General features: G+C 57.7%; 14 protein-coding genes and 1 riboswitch. Of the genes, 11 read left to right on the top strand and 3 right to left on the bottom strand.

Translation table 11 applies throughout. The features are described from left to right. Positions 1-49 precede the first annotated feature (49 nt). Positions 50-532 (top strand): S26 family signal peptidase, encoded by a 483-nt coding sequence (locus tag B150_RS0115895; RefSeq protein ID WP_020400937.1) that lies wholly within the window; start codon positions 50-52, stop codon positions 530-532. On the opposite strand, the gene B150_RS0115890 is transcribed toward B150_RS0115895, so the two are convergent. Beyond that, entirely contained in the window at positions 529-1,362 is an 834-nt protein-coding gene (locus B150_RS0115890; protein WP_020400936.1) for a LytR/AlgR family response regulator transcription factor, read from the bottom strand. The two genes, B150_RS0115895 and B150_RS0115890, sit on opposite strands and share 4 nt — an antisense overlap. A 225-nt stretch (positions 1,363-1,587) precedes the next feature. On the opposite strand from B150_RS0115890, the gene B150_RS21495 reads away from it, so the two are divergent. Further along, positions 1,588-2,754, top strand: coding sequence for an acyltransferase family protein (locus B150_RS21495; protein ID WP_020400935.1), 1,167 nt, complete (start codon positions 1,588-1,590; stop codon positions 2,752-2,754). Between the two features lie 309 nt (positions 2,755-3,063). Next, positions 3,064-6,180: an autotransporter outer membrane beta-barrel domain-containing protein gene (locus B150_RS0115880; RefSeq protein ID WP_020400934.1), complete on the top strand. Its 3,117-nt coding sequence runs from the start codon at positions 3,064-3,066 to the stop codon at positions 6,178-6,180. 68 nt (positions 6,181-6,248) lie between these two features. On the opposite strand, the gene B150_RS0115875 is transcribed toward B150_RS0115880, so the two are convergent. Next, positions 6,249-6,530 carry a hypothetical protein gene (locus B150_RS0115875; RefSeq protein ID WP_155860099.1) on the bottom strand — a complete coding sequence of 94 codons (282 nt, stop codon included), beginning with the start codon at positions 6,528-6,530 and terminating at the stop codon, positions 6,249-6,251. A gap of 146 nt (positions 6,531-6,676) precedes the next feature. Here B150_RS0115875 and B150_RS0115870 point away from each other — a divergent pair, with 146 nt between their 5' ends. Next, positions 6,677-7,153, top strand: coding sequence for an Lrp/AsnC family transcriptional regulator (locus tag B150_RS0115870; RefSeq protein ID WP_020400932.1), 477 nt, complete (start codon positions 6,677-6,679; stop codon positions 7,151-7,153). 29 nt (positions 7,154-7,182) lie between these two features. On the opposite strand, the gene B150_RS0115865 is transcribed toward B150_RS0115870, so the two are convergent. After that, positions 7,183-7,803, bottom strand: a complete 621-nt coding sequence (locus B150_RS0115865) for a TetR/AcrR family transcriptional regulator (protein WP_020400931.1) — start codon at positions 7,801-7,803, stop codon at positions 7,183-7,185. A gap of 259 nt (positions 7,804-8,062) precedes the next feature. Here B150_RS0115865 and B150_RS0115860 point away from each other — a divergent pair, with 259 nt between their 5' ends. The 7 genes from B150_RS0115860 to B150_RS0115830 all read left to right on the top strand — a co-directional run bounded on the left by B150_RS0115860 (position 8,063) and on the right by B150_RS0115830 (position 15,309). Then, complete coding sequence (locus B150_RS0115860) at positions 8,063-8,785, top strand: sterol desaturase family protein (protein WP_020400930.1); 723 nt, start codon at positions 8,063-8,065, stop codon at positions 8,783-8,785. A gap of 71 nt (positions 8,786-8,856) precedes the next feature. Then, a complete protein-coding gene (locus B150_RS21490; RefSeq protein ID WP_020400929.1) occupies positions 8,857-9,744 on the top strand; it encodes an alpha/beta fold hydrolase in 888 nt (295 codons plus the stop codon). A gap of 17 nt (positions 9,745-9,761) precedes the next feature. Further along, positions 9,762-10,721, top strand: coding sequence for a homocysteine S-methyltransferase family protein (locus B150_RS0115850; protein ID WP_020400928.1), 960 nt, complete (start codon positions 9,762-9,764; stop codon positions 10,719-10,721). A 157-nt stretch (positions 10,722-10,878) separates the two neighbouring features. Further along, a riboswitch (cobalamin riboswitch) is annotated at positions 10,879-11,081 on the top strand. A gap of 130 nt (positions 11,082-11,211) precedes the next feature. Continuing rightward, the gene (locus B150_RS0115845) at positions 11,212-12,072 is read left to right on the top strand and encodes an ABC transporter substrate-binding protein (RefSeq protein WP_020400927.1); all 861 of its coding nucleotides are present in this window, start codon (positions 11,212-11,214) and stop codon (positions 12,070-12,072) included. Next, on the top strand, positions 12,069-13,076 hold the full coding sequence (locus tag B150_RS0115840; RefSeq protein WP_020400926.1) for a FecCD family ABC transporter permease: 1,008 nt from the start codon (positions 12,069-12,071) through the stop codon (positions 13,074-13,076). Before B150_RS0115845 ends, B150_RS0115840 begins: the two co-directional genes overlap by 4 nt. Next, positions 13,073-13,870, top strand: a complete 798-nt coding sequence (locus B150_RS0115835) for an ABC transporter ATP-binding protein (protein ID WP_020400925.1) — start codon at positions 13,073-13,075, stop codon at positions 13,868-13,870. The genes B150_RS0115840 and B150_RS0115835 overlap by 4 nt, the downstream gene beginning before the upstream one ends. Then, the gene (locus tag B150_RS0115830; RefSeq protein WP_020400924.1) at positions 13,867-15,309 is read left to right on the top strand and encodes a cobyric acid synthase; all 1,443 of its coding nucleotides are present in this window, start codon (positions 13,867-13,869) and stop codon (positions 15,307-15,309) included. Before B150_RS0115835 ends, B150_RS0115830 begins: the two co-directional genes overlap by 4 nt.

Raw genomic sequence — 15,309 nt, 5'->3', positions numbered from 1 at the left:
AATTCGGTTCAAGCGTTAAAATGACACAAAGTCATCAGGTGAATGCAAAATGATTGTTGAAATCCTGGCATCTCTCATGTTTTTGGCCTCGCCTGAGGCGGACGCCGATTGTGTGCCCATTGAAAAAGAGATTGTTGGAAAGTCACTGGAAGGCCAGTTGGCGCCGGGCCAGACCGTGCATGCGCTGCCCATTGACTGCGCCGAACCCCGCCGCATGGATTTTGTGATTTTCACCGATGATGAGAGCCAGAACCTTGTGATCAAACAGGTGTGGGGCTTGCCGGGTGACGTGTTCCATGTCGACGAAAAGGGCTTCCTGTTTGTGAACGGCGAACCTGCGCTCACGTCTTTTGACCGGCCCTATATGGTCAACCGTTTCTACAAGAAGAAGCTGATGAAGTTTGAGGGCGAGCTTCAAGGCTACCTGGTACTTGGACACCCCGGAAGCCTTGATAGCGGGCGTATTGGCCCGATCGGCAAGGATGTGATGGTGGGTGTGGTACGCCGCGATGAAGGCCGCGCACGCGACTAGCTGAGCGCTTCTGCCAGTTTCGCGCGGTAGCGACGACTGACCGGCAGGGGCGTGCCGTCCACCAGTTTCAGTTCTGCATCGCCGTCACCTTTCGGGGTCACTTCTGTTACCAGTGGGACTGCTACAAGGTAGGAGCGGTGAATACGCACCACAGCAACCCCTGCATCCTTTAGTGTGGCCTCTAACGCGCTCATGCTCATGCGCACCAAATGGGTTTCACCGCTTTTCAGCAGCAGTTCCACATAGTTGCCGGCCGCTTTGGCGTAGGCGAAGTCATTTGCGTTCAAGAGGATGGTCTGGCTGCCGCTTTTGAGCTGGATACGCTTGCCGCCCTCGGCCGTCGCAGGTTTCGCGCGGGCCTGAATGATGTGCGCCAGCGCAACCACCATGGCGAAGGTGATAACGTCTTTGCGGTACTCATAGGCACTTTCGCGCAGGATATCGCCGAAAAAGGTGTAAGTGCCATCGAAAAGCAGCCAGATGGCAAGCTTGCGGATGGCCACCATGGCGGTCACATGAGCGGCGGAAAATAACACGCTGAAGCCGATGTAAAGCGGCAGGTGGGTTTTCCAGTTATCGGTGGTGAGCGGCACACGGCGTACCGCGAGGAGTAGGGCGGGATAAAGCGCCAGCAGGGCGATCGCGCTCGATATCTCGTAAAGCCAGGGCAGGCGGGTGTCTATGATACCGCCCGAACGCTCCGCGTCCACAATGACGGTGACCGAATTCACACACGCAATGGCGGCGGTGATCGCGATCAGGAACAGGAAATAAAGCCGTTCCTCGCGCGTGGGCAGAAGCCAGTTTATGAGTGCAGTCGCCTTTGTCATGGTGTCACTATAGTTGGCAGTCTGCCGCGCCGAAATAGAAAAGTCCCGTTACTGGTCCCGCATTCGCCGCCGCTCGCGTCAAGCGCGCCGCCGTTCGTCCCTGAAGCGCGGGTTTCGGCCGCCTTCCGTCCCGTCCTGCCGCCGCTTGTGTCATTGCCCTCGCAAGCCCTAGTCGCTTTGATTAGCTCTGAAGTCATAACCCGAGTACCATAGCGAGGAATGACAATGAACACCATGACATCAACCCGGCGGTACGACCTGGACTGGCTCCGTGTCATCGCCTTTGGCCTGCTGATTTTCTATCACGTGGGCATGTATTATGTGACGTGGGGCTGGCACGTGAAAAGCCCCTATGAAAGTGACTTTCTCGAGCCAGCCATGATGCTCCTCAACCCGTGGCGCTTGCCGCTGTTGTTCGTGATATCGGGCATCGCTGTTCGCTATGCGGCGGAGAAAACGGCAGCGGGGCCTTTTGCCTGGTCTCGTTTCAAGCGGTTGATGGTGCCGCTGTTGTTCGGTTCCTTTTTCATCGTGCCGCCGCAAACCTATTTTGAACTGCTGGGCAAAGGCGTGATAGAGCCGGGCTACTGGGATTTCTACAAGCTCTATGTAGATTTTGGCCGTCACTGGGAGGTGATGACGCCGACCTACAATCACCTTTGGTATGTGATGTATGTGTTGATTTATACCCTTATTGCCATCCCGCTTCTGGGAATTGGAAAGCGCGTCCCGCTGCCGGCCTTTGTTGGGCACGTGTTTGCGTCGCCCCTTGTGCTGCTGTTGCCGGTGATCCCCTTCCTTGTTTACCGCTTCACGCTCGATACCCAGTTCGCGGAAACGCACGACTTCATGAACGACCCGGCAGGCCACGCGCGCTATGGCACATGGTTCTTGCTCGGCATGATGTGCGCGAAGAGTGAGCAATTCTGGCAAGGTGTGCGGTCCTATTGGAAGCTCGCGCTTGGCCTCGCCATTGCAACAGGTGCTGTGCTCACGCCCATCTGGGCCGACTGGAACAGCATGGCGCCAGAAGGGGCCGCTATGCAGACAGCACGTGCTTTCCGCGTGTTTTACATGTGGTGGGTCATCGTCGGCCTGTTTGGCCTTGGCGAGAGATATCTGAACAAGAAAAGCAAGGCGCTCAGCTATTTCACTGAAGCCGTTTTCCCATACTACATCCTGCACCAGACACTGATTGTCCTTATTGGTGTCGCCCTTGCACCCTATATGGTGGGTGCAGTGCCCGAATTTATTCTGGTCGCGGGCGGTACAGCTTTTGGTTGTTATATACTGCATGAATATGTCATCCGCCGGGTTGGCTTCCTCAGGCCGTTTTTTGGCTTGAAGGCTGCGATCCCTGTCGGGCGGAAACCAGCGGCAGAAGCGGCCTAGCGCCTATCAGTGCGTGTGGGGAAAGTATGAGTGACAGGGGCAGCTTCGGCTGCCTCTTTTGTTTAAATTGGGCAATAAACCAAAGTTTTATCGACGTTCAGGTTGCGTTCAGCTTTGAAGCCATAAACGACTAACTATTGCACGACCTGGGGGTGCTACGTCGAGCGGTCGGGCTGTGGAAGGCGAATGCCATATCCGCGGCCCGCCTGTGTATAATAAACCCGGAAACTGGCTGTTTTTCTGCGAGTATCCAAAGGGCCAAGACATCATCCCCGTATCAGTCGTACCATCAAGGCTTGGGAGCAAAACATGTCTTCGACCAATAAATTTCGTTATTTGCCCACTTTTTGTATTCTCGCGTTCACCGGCACTGTCCTTCCTCCCATCTCATCTGGCGCACTCGCTGAGGACAAGACGGTAGACAACGACCGCACGACCGCCATTTCAACAACCAACTTTCTGGGTGCCACCGGTAAGTTGACCATTTCCGAAAACGGGACCATCACCACATCCGGTGCGCCACTTACCATTGACGGCAACCATACGCTCCTGATGCAGGGTACGCTGACCTCCACCAGCAAGCTCTCCGGCATCGGTCTCAAGGTTGATACTGGCGACAACTTGCGCCTTACCTCCGGTATCGTCATTGAAGGCGATATTGAAGTTCCTGGTCCCTCCGGTACGGGCGACAACATAAACGAGGCGTCAGAGAACGTAGGTCTTGGCCTCTTCGGTTCTGGTGTTTTTGATGGTGACCTCACGCTCAAGGCTGGCAGCACCATCTCTGTCGGTGGCGGCAATGCCAAGGGCCTTTATATCGGGTCTGACCTCGAGGGCGACCTCTTCATGAATGGCACCATCGAGATGGCGGGCGCAGGTAGCATCGGTGTTCATATTGAGGGCGATGTAGACGGTGACGTCACGATCGATGGTTCCATCGTCGCGCGTGTGCGCAATGGTATCGGTGTATTGCAGGAAGGTGCGATTGACGGCGCATTTGTGCATGAGGGCGGCATCAATATCGGCCGTGCGGCAACTACGGACAGTGATGGTGACCCCGTGGCAGCAGTTCCGGGCATTGCCGGGATTTATCTGACCAATGATATCTCTGGCGGTGTGCTCCTCGGCGGTGTTGGGGTGAACGACAACCCGGACGACGATGAAGTTGTGCCGGTTTCCACCATCACATCCAACGGCGGTGCACCGGCCCTGCTGATTGAAAACAAAAAGACTGATGGTAGCGATCTTGCCATTGGCAAGGTCAGCGGTGTCGATTTCGGTATTGTGCACAAGGGCGCCATGGCAGTTAACGGTTCCTCGTCGGAAGTGGATGCATGGGGTATCCGTATCCTCGGCGGTGAGGGCGATGCCTGGACCCGCGTGACCGGCGGTTTGCACATCGATAAGGGCCGCGTGGACGTAGCCACACTTGATGCTGTTGCGACAGGGGTTGAAATTGGTGAGCGCGCGGACGTGCCGGTTATCCTGAACCGCGGCATCATTGAAGCCACGAGCGGAGTGACCGACACTGACACCACCGACGCCGTCAAGTATAGCGAAGGTGGCGATGCCATTGGTGTGCTAGTGCAGGAAGGCTCAAACGTTACTACTTTCCGGAACGCCGGCACCATCTTTACCTCCGCCGCCGGGGAAGACAAAGACAGCTTTGGTCTTGTTGACCTGTCAGGCAACATCACCAATATCTCAAACGCAGGCACATGGGTCGCAGCCCTTGGTACCGGCAACGAAGACGGCAGCGCGGTGGTGATTGACGTACGCGCAAACACGTCTGGTGTTCGGGTGGTCAACGAAGGGGCGATCATTGGTGATATCTGGCTCGGCTCAGGCAATGACACGGTGCAGCTCAAGGATGGTGAACTTGACGGTGACATCAGTTTTGGCGCTGGCGCCAACAAGCTGATCCTTGAGGGGGATGCCATCTTCTCGGGCGGCGTAAGCCACGCGGGTACGCTTGATCTCACCATGTCTGCAGCTGAACTCTCGATCGGTGCAAGCGATAATTTCAACGTGACGACCGCCACTCTGGACGGAGAATCCACTCTTTATTTCACTATCGACCCTGTGCAGGACAAGGCTGGGCAGCTGAATGCCACGGGTACTGTTGTCATCGGGGATGAAGTTGAAATCGCACCCATCTTCCGCACCTTTGTGACGGAAGAGAAAAGCTACGACATCATCAACGCTGGTTCGCTGGTGCTGGGCGGCGATATGGAAACACCGACGCTGACAAGCAGCGCTTTCATCTTCAATACCTCGCTCTCGCTCAGTGAAGGTGGCAATGGCCTTGTGCTGACCGTTCGCCCCAAAACATCAGAAGAACTGTCGCTGACCGGCAATAAGGCGACCATCTATGAAGGTCTGCTCGAGGGTCTGCCTCCGACGGATGATCTTGGTGCTGCACTCGCCAGCCTCGAAAACGAAGCTGAGGTCAATACCGCGATGGAGTCCATCCTGCCGGACACCACCAACAGCATGTTCCAGATGGTCTACAGCGGTGTGCGCCAGTTTGAAGCCACCCTCAATGACCGCATGATTGAAACCACGGCACGGCGTCGCCTGCAAGGCGGCTTCTGGGCGCGCGAAATTGTGGGCCTCGGCAAAGCCAATATCGTGGATTCATCAACCAATGCCGACTATCTCGGCGCGGGCATCATGATCGGTTTTGACAAAAATATCTCCGAAAACTTCCTTTGGGGTATCAGCACGGGCTTCATGCTGCAGGGGACTGACCGCAAAGGTGACGTGGGTGACGACGTATCGCTGTTCACGCCTTATGTCTCCACCTATGCCATTGCCAGCAACGGTGCGATGTTCATCAGTGGCTCCGCATCCTTCTGGTACAACAGCGTAACGCGCGACCGTGCGCTCACCGTGGGCTCGCTATCCAAGTTTGTAGACAGCAGCTCAAGCGGCTGGACTGGTACTGCGGACGCGCATGTGGGTTATGACCTGCAGCTTGGTGGCTTGCATCTGCGGCCGAAAGTGGGCGTAAGCTACATCCGCACCAAGGAAAGCAGCTACATTGAGGAAGGTGCGGTAGGCGCCGCACTTGAGGTGGATGGCCGCAGCTTCAACCGTCTTGACGGTGTGGGTAGCGTGGCGCTTGGGCATGACTTCAAGTGGAAAGGCGAAGGCGATAACGCTGTTTATATTCGCCCTGAACTGACGGCGGCTTACCGCAAGCGTCTTGGTGGCACGAGCGAGTTCATCACCAATGCCCGTTTCCTCGAGAGCGAGGAAATCATGGTGCTGACGAATGATGAAATCTCGGACACAAGCTATGAGATGGGCGGTAGTCTCAACATCTTCAGCGGCTTTGGCGCTGCATCCCTGCGTTATACCTACGAGAAGCGGGACGAGTGGACGGCCCATTTCGCGGGCTTCAACTTCAAGATGGAATTCTAGGCGGATCAATAAAAAAGCGGTGTGGTCAAATCTGGCCACACCGCCGTCTAATTGATGATGTCATAGGATCAGGCCGCTAGGTTGGAAAGGCGTAGGACAAGCGTCTCAATTCTGGCGCTTTTGACTGTCACGATCTGGCGGATTTTGTTGAGGAGAACACCCGCGCTCTGATCGTCAAGGTCTGAACAATCGAGTTCAATCCACTGGTTGCCTTCGGTTGTGCGGCGTGCTGCCATGTTGTCGCAAGTCAGGCCGCGGATGGTGAAAAGTTCCAATACGCGCGACAGCGTGTTGGGTTCAAATTCCGCCAAGACGGAAAAGCGGGTTCGGGTATTTCCTCTTAAAACCATGGTTCTGGTGTCCTCATAAGGGCGGCAGGGCCGCTGTTGGTAGTTCAGAGAAAATAACCATGGCGGGGCGAGAAAGGGTTCCTAAGTTAGCGCTTTTTTGTTCTAATATGGGAAATTTTCTCAAAATAATATAATGAGGCGGGATAATGGCCGAGAAACTTGATGATCTGGATGCACGTATCCTGAATTTGATGCAAGACGATGCGCGGATTCCGCTCGTTGATCTTGCCGACAAAGTGGCGTCCAGCCGGTCTGCTGTTTGGCGCCGGATTCAGAAGCTCGAGGAAGCGGGTGTTATCAAAAAACACACTGTTCTTCTTGATGCAGAGAAAGCCGGCTTGGGCGTTCTTGTGTTCGCACAAGTGAAGATGCAGGCCCACAGCCGGGACAGTTTACCGAATTTCATAGAACGTGTGAGAAATTTCCCCGAGGTAATCGAGTGTCACACCCTGATGGGCGACATTGACTTCATCCTCAAGGTACGGGTGCCCAGCATTCAGGCCTACGAAGACTTTTTCTGGAACCAGTTGTCGCAGATCGAAGGGGTGCGGGAGATCAACTCCTCCATCGCGCTGACAGCGGTGAAGGACACCACACGCCTGAACATCAGCGCCCAGTCCTGATTTTTCCCTGTAGCGGCGATGCCCGGCCATCAGGCCGGGCTGAAAATCCTGCGCACATAATCCCGGTAAAGCAGCATCTGCTCAGGCAATAGTTCCTTTTTGCCCAAGGTTTTCGAGAGAATGATGCCGCCCTCAATGGTGGTCAGCGCCAGATCGGCGATGGCCCTGAGGTCCACATCTGGTGCGGGATATTTCTCGGCGATCCCTTCAAGTCGTCTGAGGAAAAAAGTTCGCCACGACAGCACACTTGCTTCGTTCAGTTCCCTGATATCGTCGTTGAACAACTGATGCTGGTAGCAGTATGACGCCACAAGGCAGCCGGGATGGGTTTCCGGTAGGTCGGCAAGCATGTCAGCCAGAAACTTCAAGAGTATCAGCGTGCTATGGAGCGGGTCGTCGCTCAGTTCGTCTGCGCGCCGCTCAAGGTCCGCGAAAATTTCATCCTCACGGTCCATGTACCGCTTGAACATGTGTTTCGCGAGGTCGCTCTTGTCCCGGAAGTGATAAAAAAATCCGCTTTTGGTAATGCCAGCCGCCGCAATCAGTTCGTCAATCGACGTTGCCGCAAAGCCTTTCTGAAGCACCGCATCTTCCGCTAGGTCAAGAATTCGGGCGCGCGTTTGTTCGCCTTTGGTAATCCGCTCTTCCATTTTTGTACCTTTAGTACAGTTTTGCCCCGGATCATGATGATGCGGGCACATATCTATATGGTTAAAATCTCGTATACCTTTGAAACGGCGGGAGTTTTTCAAAAGGTACCTTACTGGACCACGAGTTCACTAGATGCACTTGCGAGCGTTTCGCATAATGCGGCCAATGAAATCGATTGTAGGCCCGTGGTCGCATGATGGCGGGAACGAACGTCAAAATCAATGGCGTAGCGTTGTATGTGTAGGAAGGAGTGGCCCGATGCTGGGGCTTTTTGACTGGATTTTTATTGGCATGTTCGCAGCTTTCTGTCTGCTGGAACTCGTCGCGCCTGCCCGGCGTTTTCCCAATGTGCGCGGCTGGCGCGCAATGGGTCTCGTTGGCATCGTCCTCTATTTCTATCTTGCAGGCACTGTCCCCATTCTGTGGGACGAATGGCTTGGCGCGCATACCCTGTTCGATGCGTCCGGCCTTAGCGCCTGGGTCGCGATCCCGGCAGGTTTCCTTGTGCTTCAGTTTGGCATCTACTGGTGGCACCGCACCATGCATAATGTGGAACCGCTCTGGCGCGGCCTGCACCAGATGCACCATGCGGCAGAACGTGTGGATATCTACGGTGCCTTCTATTTCCATCCGCTCGACATGATTGGCTTTACCCTTGTCGGCAGCGTGATGCTGGTGGGTGTGTTTGGCTTGAACGGTGAGGCGGCAGCGGTCGTCAATATCCTCGCAGCCTTCTGCGGCATGTTCCAGCACGCCAATATCCGCACGCCACACTGGCTTGGCTATATCGTGACACGGCCCGAAAGCCACTCGGTTCACCACGAGCGAGGTCACCACGCAAACAACTACGGTGATATTCCGCTCTTTGACATGATCTTCGGCACATTTGTGAACCCGAAGACCTGGGAGGGCGAGGCTGGCTTCTTTGACGGCAGTACCAACCGCATCCCATCGCTTTTGTTCTGGCGCAAGGTCGCCTGAACGAAGAAGAAGGGCCTGTCTTTCTGGCGGGGGGCAGGCCCTTTCATTCTTACCGCTTCGCGAGGACTATCATGACAATCAAAAAAATCCGAATGACGGCACTGCTGTGCCTGATGGCAATTGTGGGTGCCGCGTCTGGCGCCGCGCACGCCGAGTTTGAGGTCAAATACACCGACCTGCCGACGGGCGTTACCATGGAGTATGTCGACAAGGGCCCCAAGGGCGCGTCTGCGGTTATCTTCATCCATGGCTACCCGGATTCCTGGCGCTCTTACGAGCAGGTGCTGGAACTGTGGCCGGATGACATGCGCGCTATTGCCATGTCGCTGCGCGGTTTTGGCGACTCATCGAAGCCCGCTGTCGGCTATAGTCTTAAGGGGCAGGCAGCGGACGTGCTGGCCCTCATGGACCATCTGGACATCGGCACGGCCGTTATCGTTGGTCACTCCATGGGCTCGCTTATTGCCAGCACATTCAGCTCATCATACCCGGACCGAACCCGTGCCGCGGTGCTTATCGCGACCATGCCAACCCTGATGAACACGCCTGATGTTCAGGCACTTTGGGACGATGCGGTTTCCACGCTTGAAGACCCGCTTGACCCGGCATTTGTGCGCGAGTTTCAGGAAAGCACAGTAGCCCGCCCGGTGCCAGTAGACTTTATGAACAAGATCATTACTGAAAGCCTGAAAGCGCCCGCGTGGGTGTGGCGCGACATGCTGGGCTCTTTTGTGCACGGCAATTTCGAAGCCGCCATTGTCGAAACCAAAGCGCCGATCCTGTTTATCTGGGGTAGCGAGGACTGGATGGTGACAGCAGATGCCCGCAATACGCTGAGTGCCATCGCGGCCAAGCCTGAGATGCTTGTGGTCGCAGGCGCGGGCCACAGCCTGCACTGGGAAGACCCGGCCTTCATGACCGGCGTCATCGCTGACTATGCCCGCCTGAGCGCGCAGTAATCCGGAAAGGCAGCATCATGAGTAAATACCGAGATGCACTCCCGCAGCTTGATGGTCGCCTGTTCCTGACGGACAGCGGCATGGAAACCACGCTGATTTTCCTTGAAGGGTGGGACCTGCCCGAATTCGCTTCCTGCGACCTGCTGAGAAGCGAGAAGGGCACCGAGGCGGTGGTGGACTATTACCTCCGTCACCTTGAGATCGCGCGTAAGGCTGGCACGGGCTTCATTCTGGAAAGCCCCACATGGCGCTCAAGCCCGGATTGGGGCTCCAAGATCGGCTACAGCAATGATGAACTTGAAGCCATCAACCTGAAGGCCGTGGGCCTGATGGCCAAAATCAGGGACGAGCACGACAGTGAGGACCTGCCGATTGTGGTGAGCGGGTGCATTGGACCGCGTGGCGACGGTTATGTGGTAGAGGAAATAATGACGGCAGATGAAGCCCGCACCTACCACCGGCCACAAATCAAGACCTACGCTGCGGCAGGCGCTGATATGGTCACCGCGATCACCATGACGCACACGGAAGAGGCGATCGGTGTTGCGATGGCCGCCCAAGACAACGGTTTGCCGGTTGCCATTTCCTTCACGGTGGAAACTGACGGGCGGTTGCCGAGTGGCGAAACGCTTGAAGCCGCGATTGAGCGCGTGGAATGGGCGACCGAGCTATACCCGGCCTATTATATGATTAACTGCGCGCACCCCACGCATTTTGACCATGTGCTTGATGCCAGTGCGCCTTGGGTCAGCCGCATCAAGGGCCTGCGTGCCAACGCGTCACGGTGCAGCCATGCGGAGCTTGAAGCCGCGACGGAGCTTGACGCGGGTGACCCGGTGGAGCTCGGACTGCAGTATGGCGAGCTTTATAAAACCTTCCCGCACATCACCGTCATGGGTGGTTGCTGCGGTACCGACCATCGGCACGTTGAGCAGATTTCAGTGGTGTGCGCACCTCTTGCACACGCCCACGCCTGACGCGCGGCGCGTAAGTAGAGATTGCCGGTAATTCAAGCTGCCGGCAGTTTGCGAGGCCTGTTCCCCGGCCTCATTGGGCTGGCGGTTTCCTCACTGCCAGCCCGCTTTTATGGTGCATGGGCCAGCAAGCGTGTTGTCCGCGCAAGATTGATGCAGTATAGCCAAGTCATGGGTTGGTGCTCAGCGGTTCACGCCGCGAGCTAAGAGGGAACACGGTCAGGCGGTAACGCCTAATCCGTGGCTGTGCCCGCAACTGTATTTGGGGACACCCGCACGCATATCCACTGGGCTTATGGCTTGGGAAGGGGCGACGGGTGGTTGATCCATAAGCCAGGAAACCTGCCAAGCCTGTCGCCTGTCTGCCGGTCGGGACAACCGTGCAGGGACGGTATCCCCGTATTGGCGACAATCCCGGCGACAGTGCCGGAGGTTGCTGCGCCTGCCGTATCATCCTCAGCCTGTCGCGCACCTGTGTGCGAAAGGATTGGCTGTGCCAAACTGGCAAAAATATCTATGTACCTTCGCCCTTGCGGCCATGAGCGGGGCTGCGGTGGCGGAGGGGCCAAGCGTGATGTCGCTTGATTTCTGCGCTGACCAATATGTGCTCGCCTTCTCCGAGCCTGAGGATATCGTCGCGGTTTCATATGAGGCTGCTGACGTAAACTCATTCTTCGCGAACCGCGCTGCGGGCCTTCCCATCACATCAGGCTCCCTTGAAGAAGTGCTTCTCAGGAAGCCGGAACTTGTGGTGCGCACATGGCGCGGCAGCATGGCGGGCGATGCCATGGCCGCGCGCCTCGGCACCGATACTTTCCAGCCCGCTTATGCCATGAGCCAGGCGGATAACCTGAAGAACCTCATCAGCGCCGCCAAAGTGCTCGGTGGTGGCGCCAAGGCCGAGGCCATGGTCGCAGACTACGAGGCACGCTGGGCCAAGCTCAAAGACGCCCCCAAAAGCAAACTGCGCGCGGTTTACATGACCCCCAGTGGCTTCACGGCCGGTGAGGGCACGTTTGTGGATGATATCATCCAGCTCGCAGGGTTCGAGACGGTTGCGAAAGACGCGGGCATGCGCGGATGGGTGCCGCTGCCGCTTGAGAAAATGATCATGGACCCGCCCGACGTGGTGATAGGCAGCTTCTTTAATGAAGGCACCGTGCATATCTCGCACTGGAGCGGGGGGCGGCACGGGGCCTACACCAAAATGATCGACGACCTGCCCACCATCATGGTGCCAAGCCGCTACCTGTCCTGCAGCGGCGCGTTCTTTGTTGATGCCGCAGAATATATCCGCGCTGAAGCTGCCAAGCTTGGCCTTTTGGGCGCAGACGTGCGGGAGACAGCGCGATGATCAAATCGTTCCAACGTCACCCGTGGGCGCTTAACACCATGCTTCTCGGGGTCATCCTCATCGCGGTACTTCTCTCGGCCAAATTCGGGCAAGTGGACCTTACGGTCGCGCAGGTGCTAGACGGTGCCTTTGGGGCCGCTGATAAGGCTGAAAGCATCATCGTGCGGGAGTTGCGGCTGCCGCGCATCATCCTCGCCATCATGGCGGGTGCATCGCTCGGTTACACCGGTGCCGCGCTTCAGGGCCTGCTGCGCAACCCGCTTGCCGACCCCGGTGTGATTGGCGTGTCGGCAACCGCAAGCCTTGGGGCGGTAATTGCCATTTATATGGGGCTGACTGCCTTGCATCCGCTTGCTCTGCCTGTCACCGCGATGGCGGGCGCACTGGTGGCGACTGTCATCCTGATGGTGCTGGCGTCGCGCGACGCCAGTGTGCTGACGCTTATCCTCGCGGGTATTGGTATATCAAGCCTTGCAACCGCTGCCATGTCGCTGGTGATGAACTTCACACCGAACGCCATCACCGTGCAGGAGATGGTGATGTGGATGCTGGGGTCGCTCGAGAACCGCACCTTCGGTGACCTGATGCTCGCCGGTCCCTTCATTGTCCTTGGTTGGCTGATGATGATCGGCGTGGGGCAGGGACTGAATGCGCTCAGCCTTGGTGAGGAAGCAGCCAGTACGCTCGGTATTGACCTCAAGGCACTGCGCTGGCGGGTGATCCTTGGCACAGCCTTCTCCGTGGGTGCCACGGTTTCCATCTGCGGTGCCGTTGGCTTTGTTGGCCTTGTGGTGCCGCATATCGTGCGCGCCTTTGTCGGCTTTGAGCCACGCCGCATTTTGCTGCCGAGTGCGCTTTGCGGTGCCGCGGTCATGGTACTGGCGGATATCCTCACGCGCCTCCCTATTGGGCACGGCCAGCTTCGGCTTGGTGTGGTGATGGCGATGATCGGTGCGCCGGTCTTCCTCTATATCGTCTTTAAAACGCGGGAGAGCATGCGATGAACGCCCAGAATAGTCGCAGCCTTGAGGTGCATGGCCTCAGTGTCTCCCTCGGTGGCAGTGAGATCCTTGACCGGGTATCGTTTGACGTGAGAGCAGGGCAAGTGGTTGGCCTCATTGGCCCCAACGGTGCCGGGAAAAGCACCGCCATCCGCGCCATCCTTGATATCGTTAAAGCACATAGCGGCGTGATCTCGGTGGACGGGCAGGATGTCGGTGTGCTGGCACCGCGGGAGCGCGCCAAACGCCTCGCATACGTGCCGCAGGGTGCGCCAGTGCACTGGCCGCTGACGGCGGAGCGCATCGTTGCCCTTGGTCGCACGCCGCACCTCAACCCCTGGCAGGAACTGGGTGCGCATGACCGCGCAGTGGTGCGTGAGGTGATGGAAACCACCGACTGCTGGTCGATGCGGGACCGGATTGTCACCACGCTTTCGGGCGGCGAACGCTCCCGCGTTTTGCTCGCCCGCGCCATGGCGGTGCAGGCACCTTATCTGCTGGCGGACGAACCAACCGCGTCGCTTGACCCATTGCACCAACTTCAGGTGATGGAGATCATGCGCAGCATCGCCGCGACGGGTGTGGGCGTGCTGATTGTGGTGCATGACCTTAGCCACGCACTTCGGTACTGCGACCAGTTGGTGCTGCTCACTGGCGGCAAGGTGCTGGCTTCCGGCACGCCCGATGATGTGTTGACGGACGGCAATCTTGAGGCCGCTTTTGGTGTGAAGGTCAGCCGCTGGTCCGAAGGGGGTGAACAGTTCCTCGCGCCCCACAAGGCAAAGGCTGCGTCATGACCGCCAAGGCCCTGATGCTGCAGGGCACAGGCTCGGACGTTGGCAAATCGGTGCTGGTGGCGGGCCTCGCGCGTGCTTTCACGCGCCGGGGGCTGCGCGTCATGCCGTTCAAGCCGCAGAATATGTCCAACAATGCTGCGGTGGCGGAGGACGGTGGGGAGATCGGCCGCGCGCAGTGGCTGCAGGCGATTGCGGCTGAGGTTCAGCCCAGTGTGCATATGAACCCGGTGCTCCTGAAACCAGAAAGCGATACGGGCGCACAGATCATCGTACACGGCAAATTCTATGGTCGCGCGGAAGCCAAGGTCTATCAGGAGCGCAAGGCGGAACTGCTGGGCAAAGTCATCAGCAGTTTTGAGCATCTCAAATCGCAGGCCGACCTTGTGCTGGTGGAAGGCGCGGGTAGCCCAGCGGAGGTGAACCTGCGGGCCACCGATATCGCCAACATGGGCTTCGCGCTGCCGACAAACACACCTGTTGCCTTGGTGGGTGACATCAACCGGGGCGGGGTGATCGCTGCGATTGCGGGCACATACCACCTGCTGCCACCTGAGGAGCAGGCGCTTATCAAAGGCGTGATCATCAACCAGTTCCGTGGCGACGTGCGCCTGTTTGACGGTGGTCTGACCGCGATCACCGAACAAACCGGCTGGCCCTGTTTTGGCGTGGTGCCTTTCCTGCGCGCGGTCCGCGATTTGCCAGCGGAGGACGCTGTGGTGCTAGAGCAGGATGCGAAGTCGCGCACGGGTAAACTCAAGGTCGCTGTGCCCATGCTGCCGCGCATCGCCAATTTTGATGACCTTGACCCGCTGGCGGCGGAAGAGGACGTTGAGGTGGTGATGGTGCCACCCGGCAAACCCCTGCCGCGCGATGCGGGGCTGATCATCCTGCCCGGCAGCAAGGCGACGATTGCCGACCTGCGGTTCCTTAAAGCCGAAGGCTGGCATCATGATCTCCACGCCCATGTGCGCGCGGGCGGCCATGTGCTGGGTATTTGCGGCGGTTACCAGATGCTGGGTGACGTGGTGCAGGACCCTGACAGGGTTGAAGGCGGTGGTGAGGAAGAGGGGCTTGGCCTCCTGCCACTCACCACGATCCTCACGCCGCACAAGGCAGTCAGGAATATCAGCGCCGAAGCTTTAGGGGTACTGCTCGGAGGTTATGAAATCCACGCAGGGGTCACGAAGGGTGATGCACGCGCTTTCATGACGAAGGCAGGTGAGGTGCTAGGGCACCAGTCAGCATCTGGCCGCGTCATGGGCACCTATGTGCATGGGCTCTTCCAAACCGGTGCGTTCCGGCAGCAGTTCCTTGACCAGCTTAACACTGCCTCAAGCGCGGAAGATTTTCATGCCCGCATTGATGTCGCGCTTGACGCGCTCGCCGATGCGCTTGAAAAGCATCTTGATCTTGATGCCCTCTATGCGGCAAGCAGGTAA

Source organism: Kordiimonas gwangyangensis DSM 19435 = JCM 12864, assembly GCF_000375545.1.
Classification (GTDB): domain Bacteria; phylum Pseudomonadota; class Alphaproteobacteria; order Sphingomonadales; family Kordiimonadaceae; genus Kordiimonas; species Kordiimonas gwangyangensis.
Note: the sequence above shows the minus strand (reverse complement) of the source record. Positions and strands in the feature narration are given on the sequence as shown.

Bases quoted from the DNA above. Each gene is read 5' to 3' on its own strand.
- B150_RS0115830 (WP_020400924.1), top strand. From the start codon at position 13,867: ATGACCGCCAAGGCCCTGATGCTGCAGGGCACAGGCTCGGACGTTGGC.
- B150_RS0115835 (WP_020400925.1), top strand. From the start codon at position 13,073: ATGAACGCCCAGAATAGTCGCAGCCTTGAGGTGCATGGCCTCAGTGTC.
- B150_RS0115870 (WP_020400932.1), top strand. From the start codon at position 6,677: ATGGCCGAGAAACTTGATGATCTGGATGCACGTATCCTGAATTTGATG.
- B150_RS0115890 (WP_020400936.1), bottom strand. From the start codon at position 1,362: ATGACAAAGGCGACTGCACTCATAAACTGGCTTCTGCCCACGCGCGAG.
- B150_RS21490 (WP_020400929.1), top strand. From the start codon at position 8,857: ATGACAATCAAAAAAATCCGAATGACGGCACTGCTGTGCCTGATGGCA.
- B150_RS21495 (WP_020400935.1), top strand. From the start codon at position 1,588: ATGAACACCATGACATCAACCCGGCGGTACGACCTGGACTGGCTCCGT.
- B150_RS0115880 (WP_020400934.1), top strand. From the start codon at position 3,064: ATGTCTTCGACCAATAAATTTCGTTATTTGCCCACTTTTTGTATTCTC.
- B150_RS0115865 (WP_020400931.1), bottom strand. From the start codon at position 7,803: ATGGAAGAGCGGATTACCAAAGGCGAACAAACGCGCGCCCGAATTCTT.
- B150_RS0115895 (WP_020400937.1), top strand. From the start codon at position 50: ATGATTGTTGAAATCCTGGCATCTCTCATGTTTTTGGCCTCGCCTGAG.
- B150_RS0115850 (WP_020400928.1), top strand. From the start codon at position 9,762: ATGAGTAAATACCGAGATGCACTCCCGCAGCTTGATGGTCGCCTGTTC.
- B150_RS0115840 (WP_020400926.1), top strand. From the start codon at position 12,069: ATGATCAAATCGTTCCAACGTCACCCGTGGGCGCTTAACACCATGCTT.
- B150_RS0115860 (WP_020400930.1), top strand. From the start codon at position 8,063: ATGCTGGGGCTTTTTGACTGGATTTTTATTGGCATGTTCGCAGCTTTC.
- B150_RS0115875 (WP_155860099.1), bottom strand. From the start codon at position 6,530: ATGGTTTTAAGAGGAAATACCCGAACCCGCTTTTCCGTCTTGGCGGAA.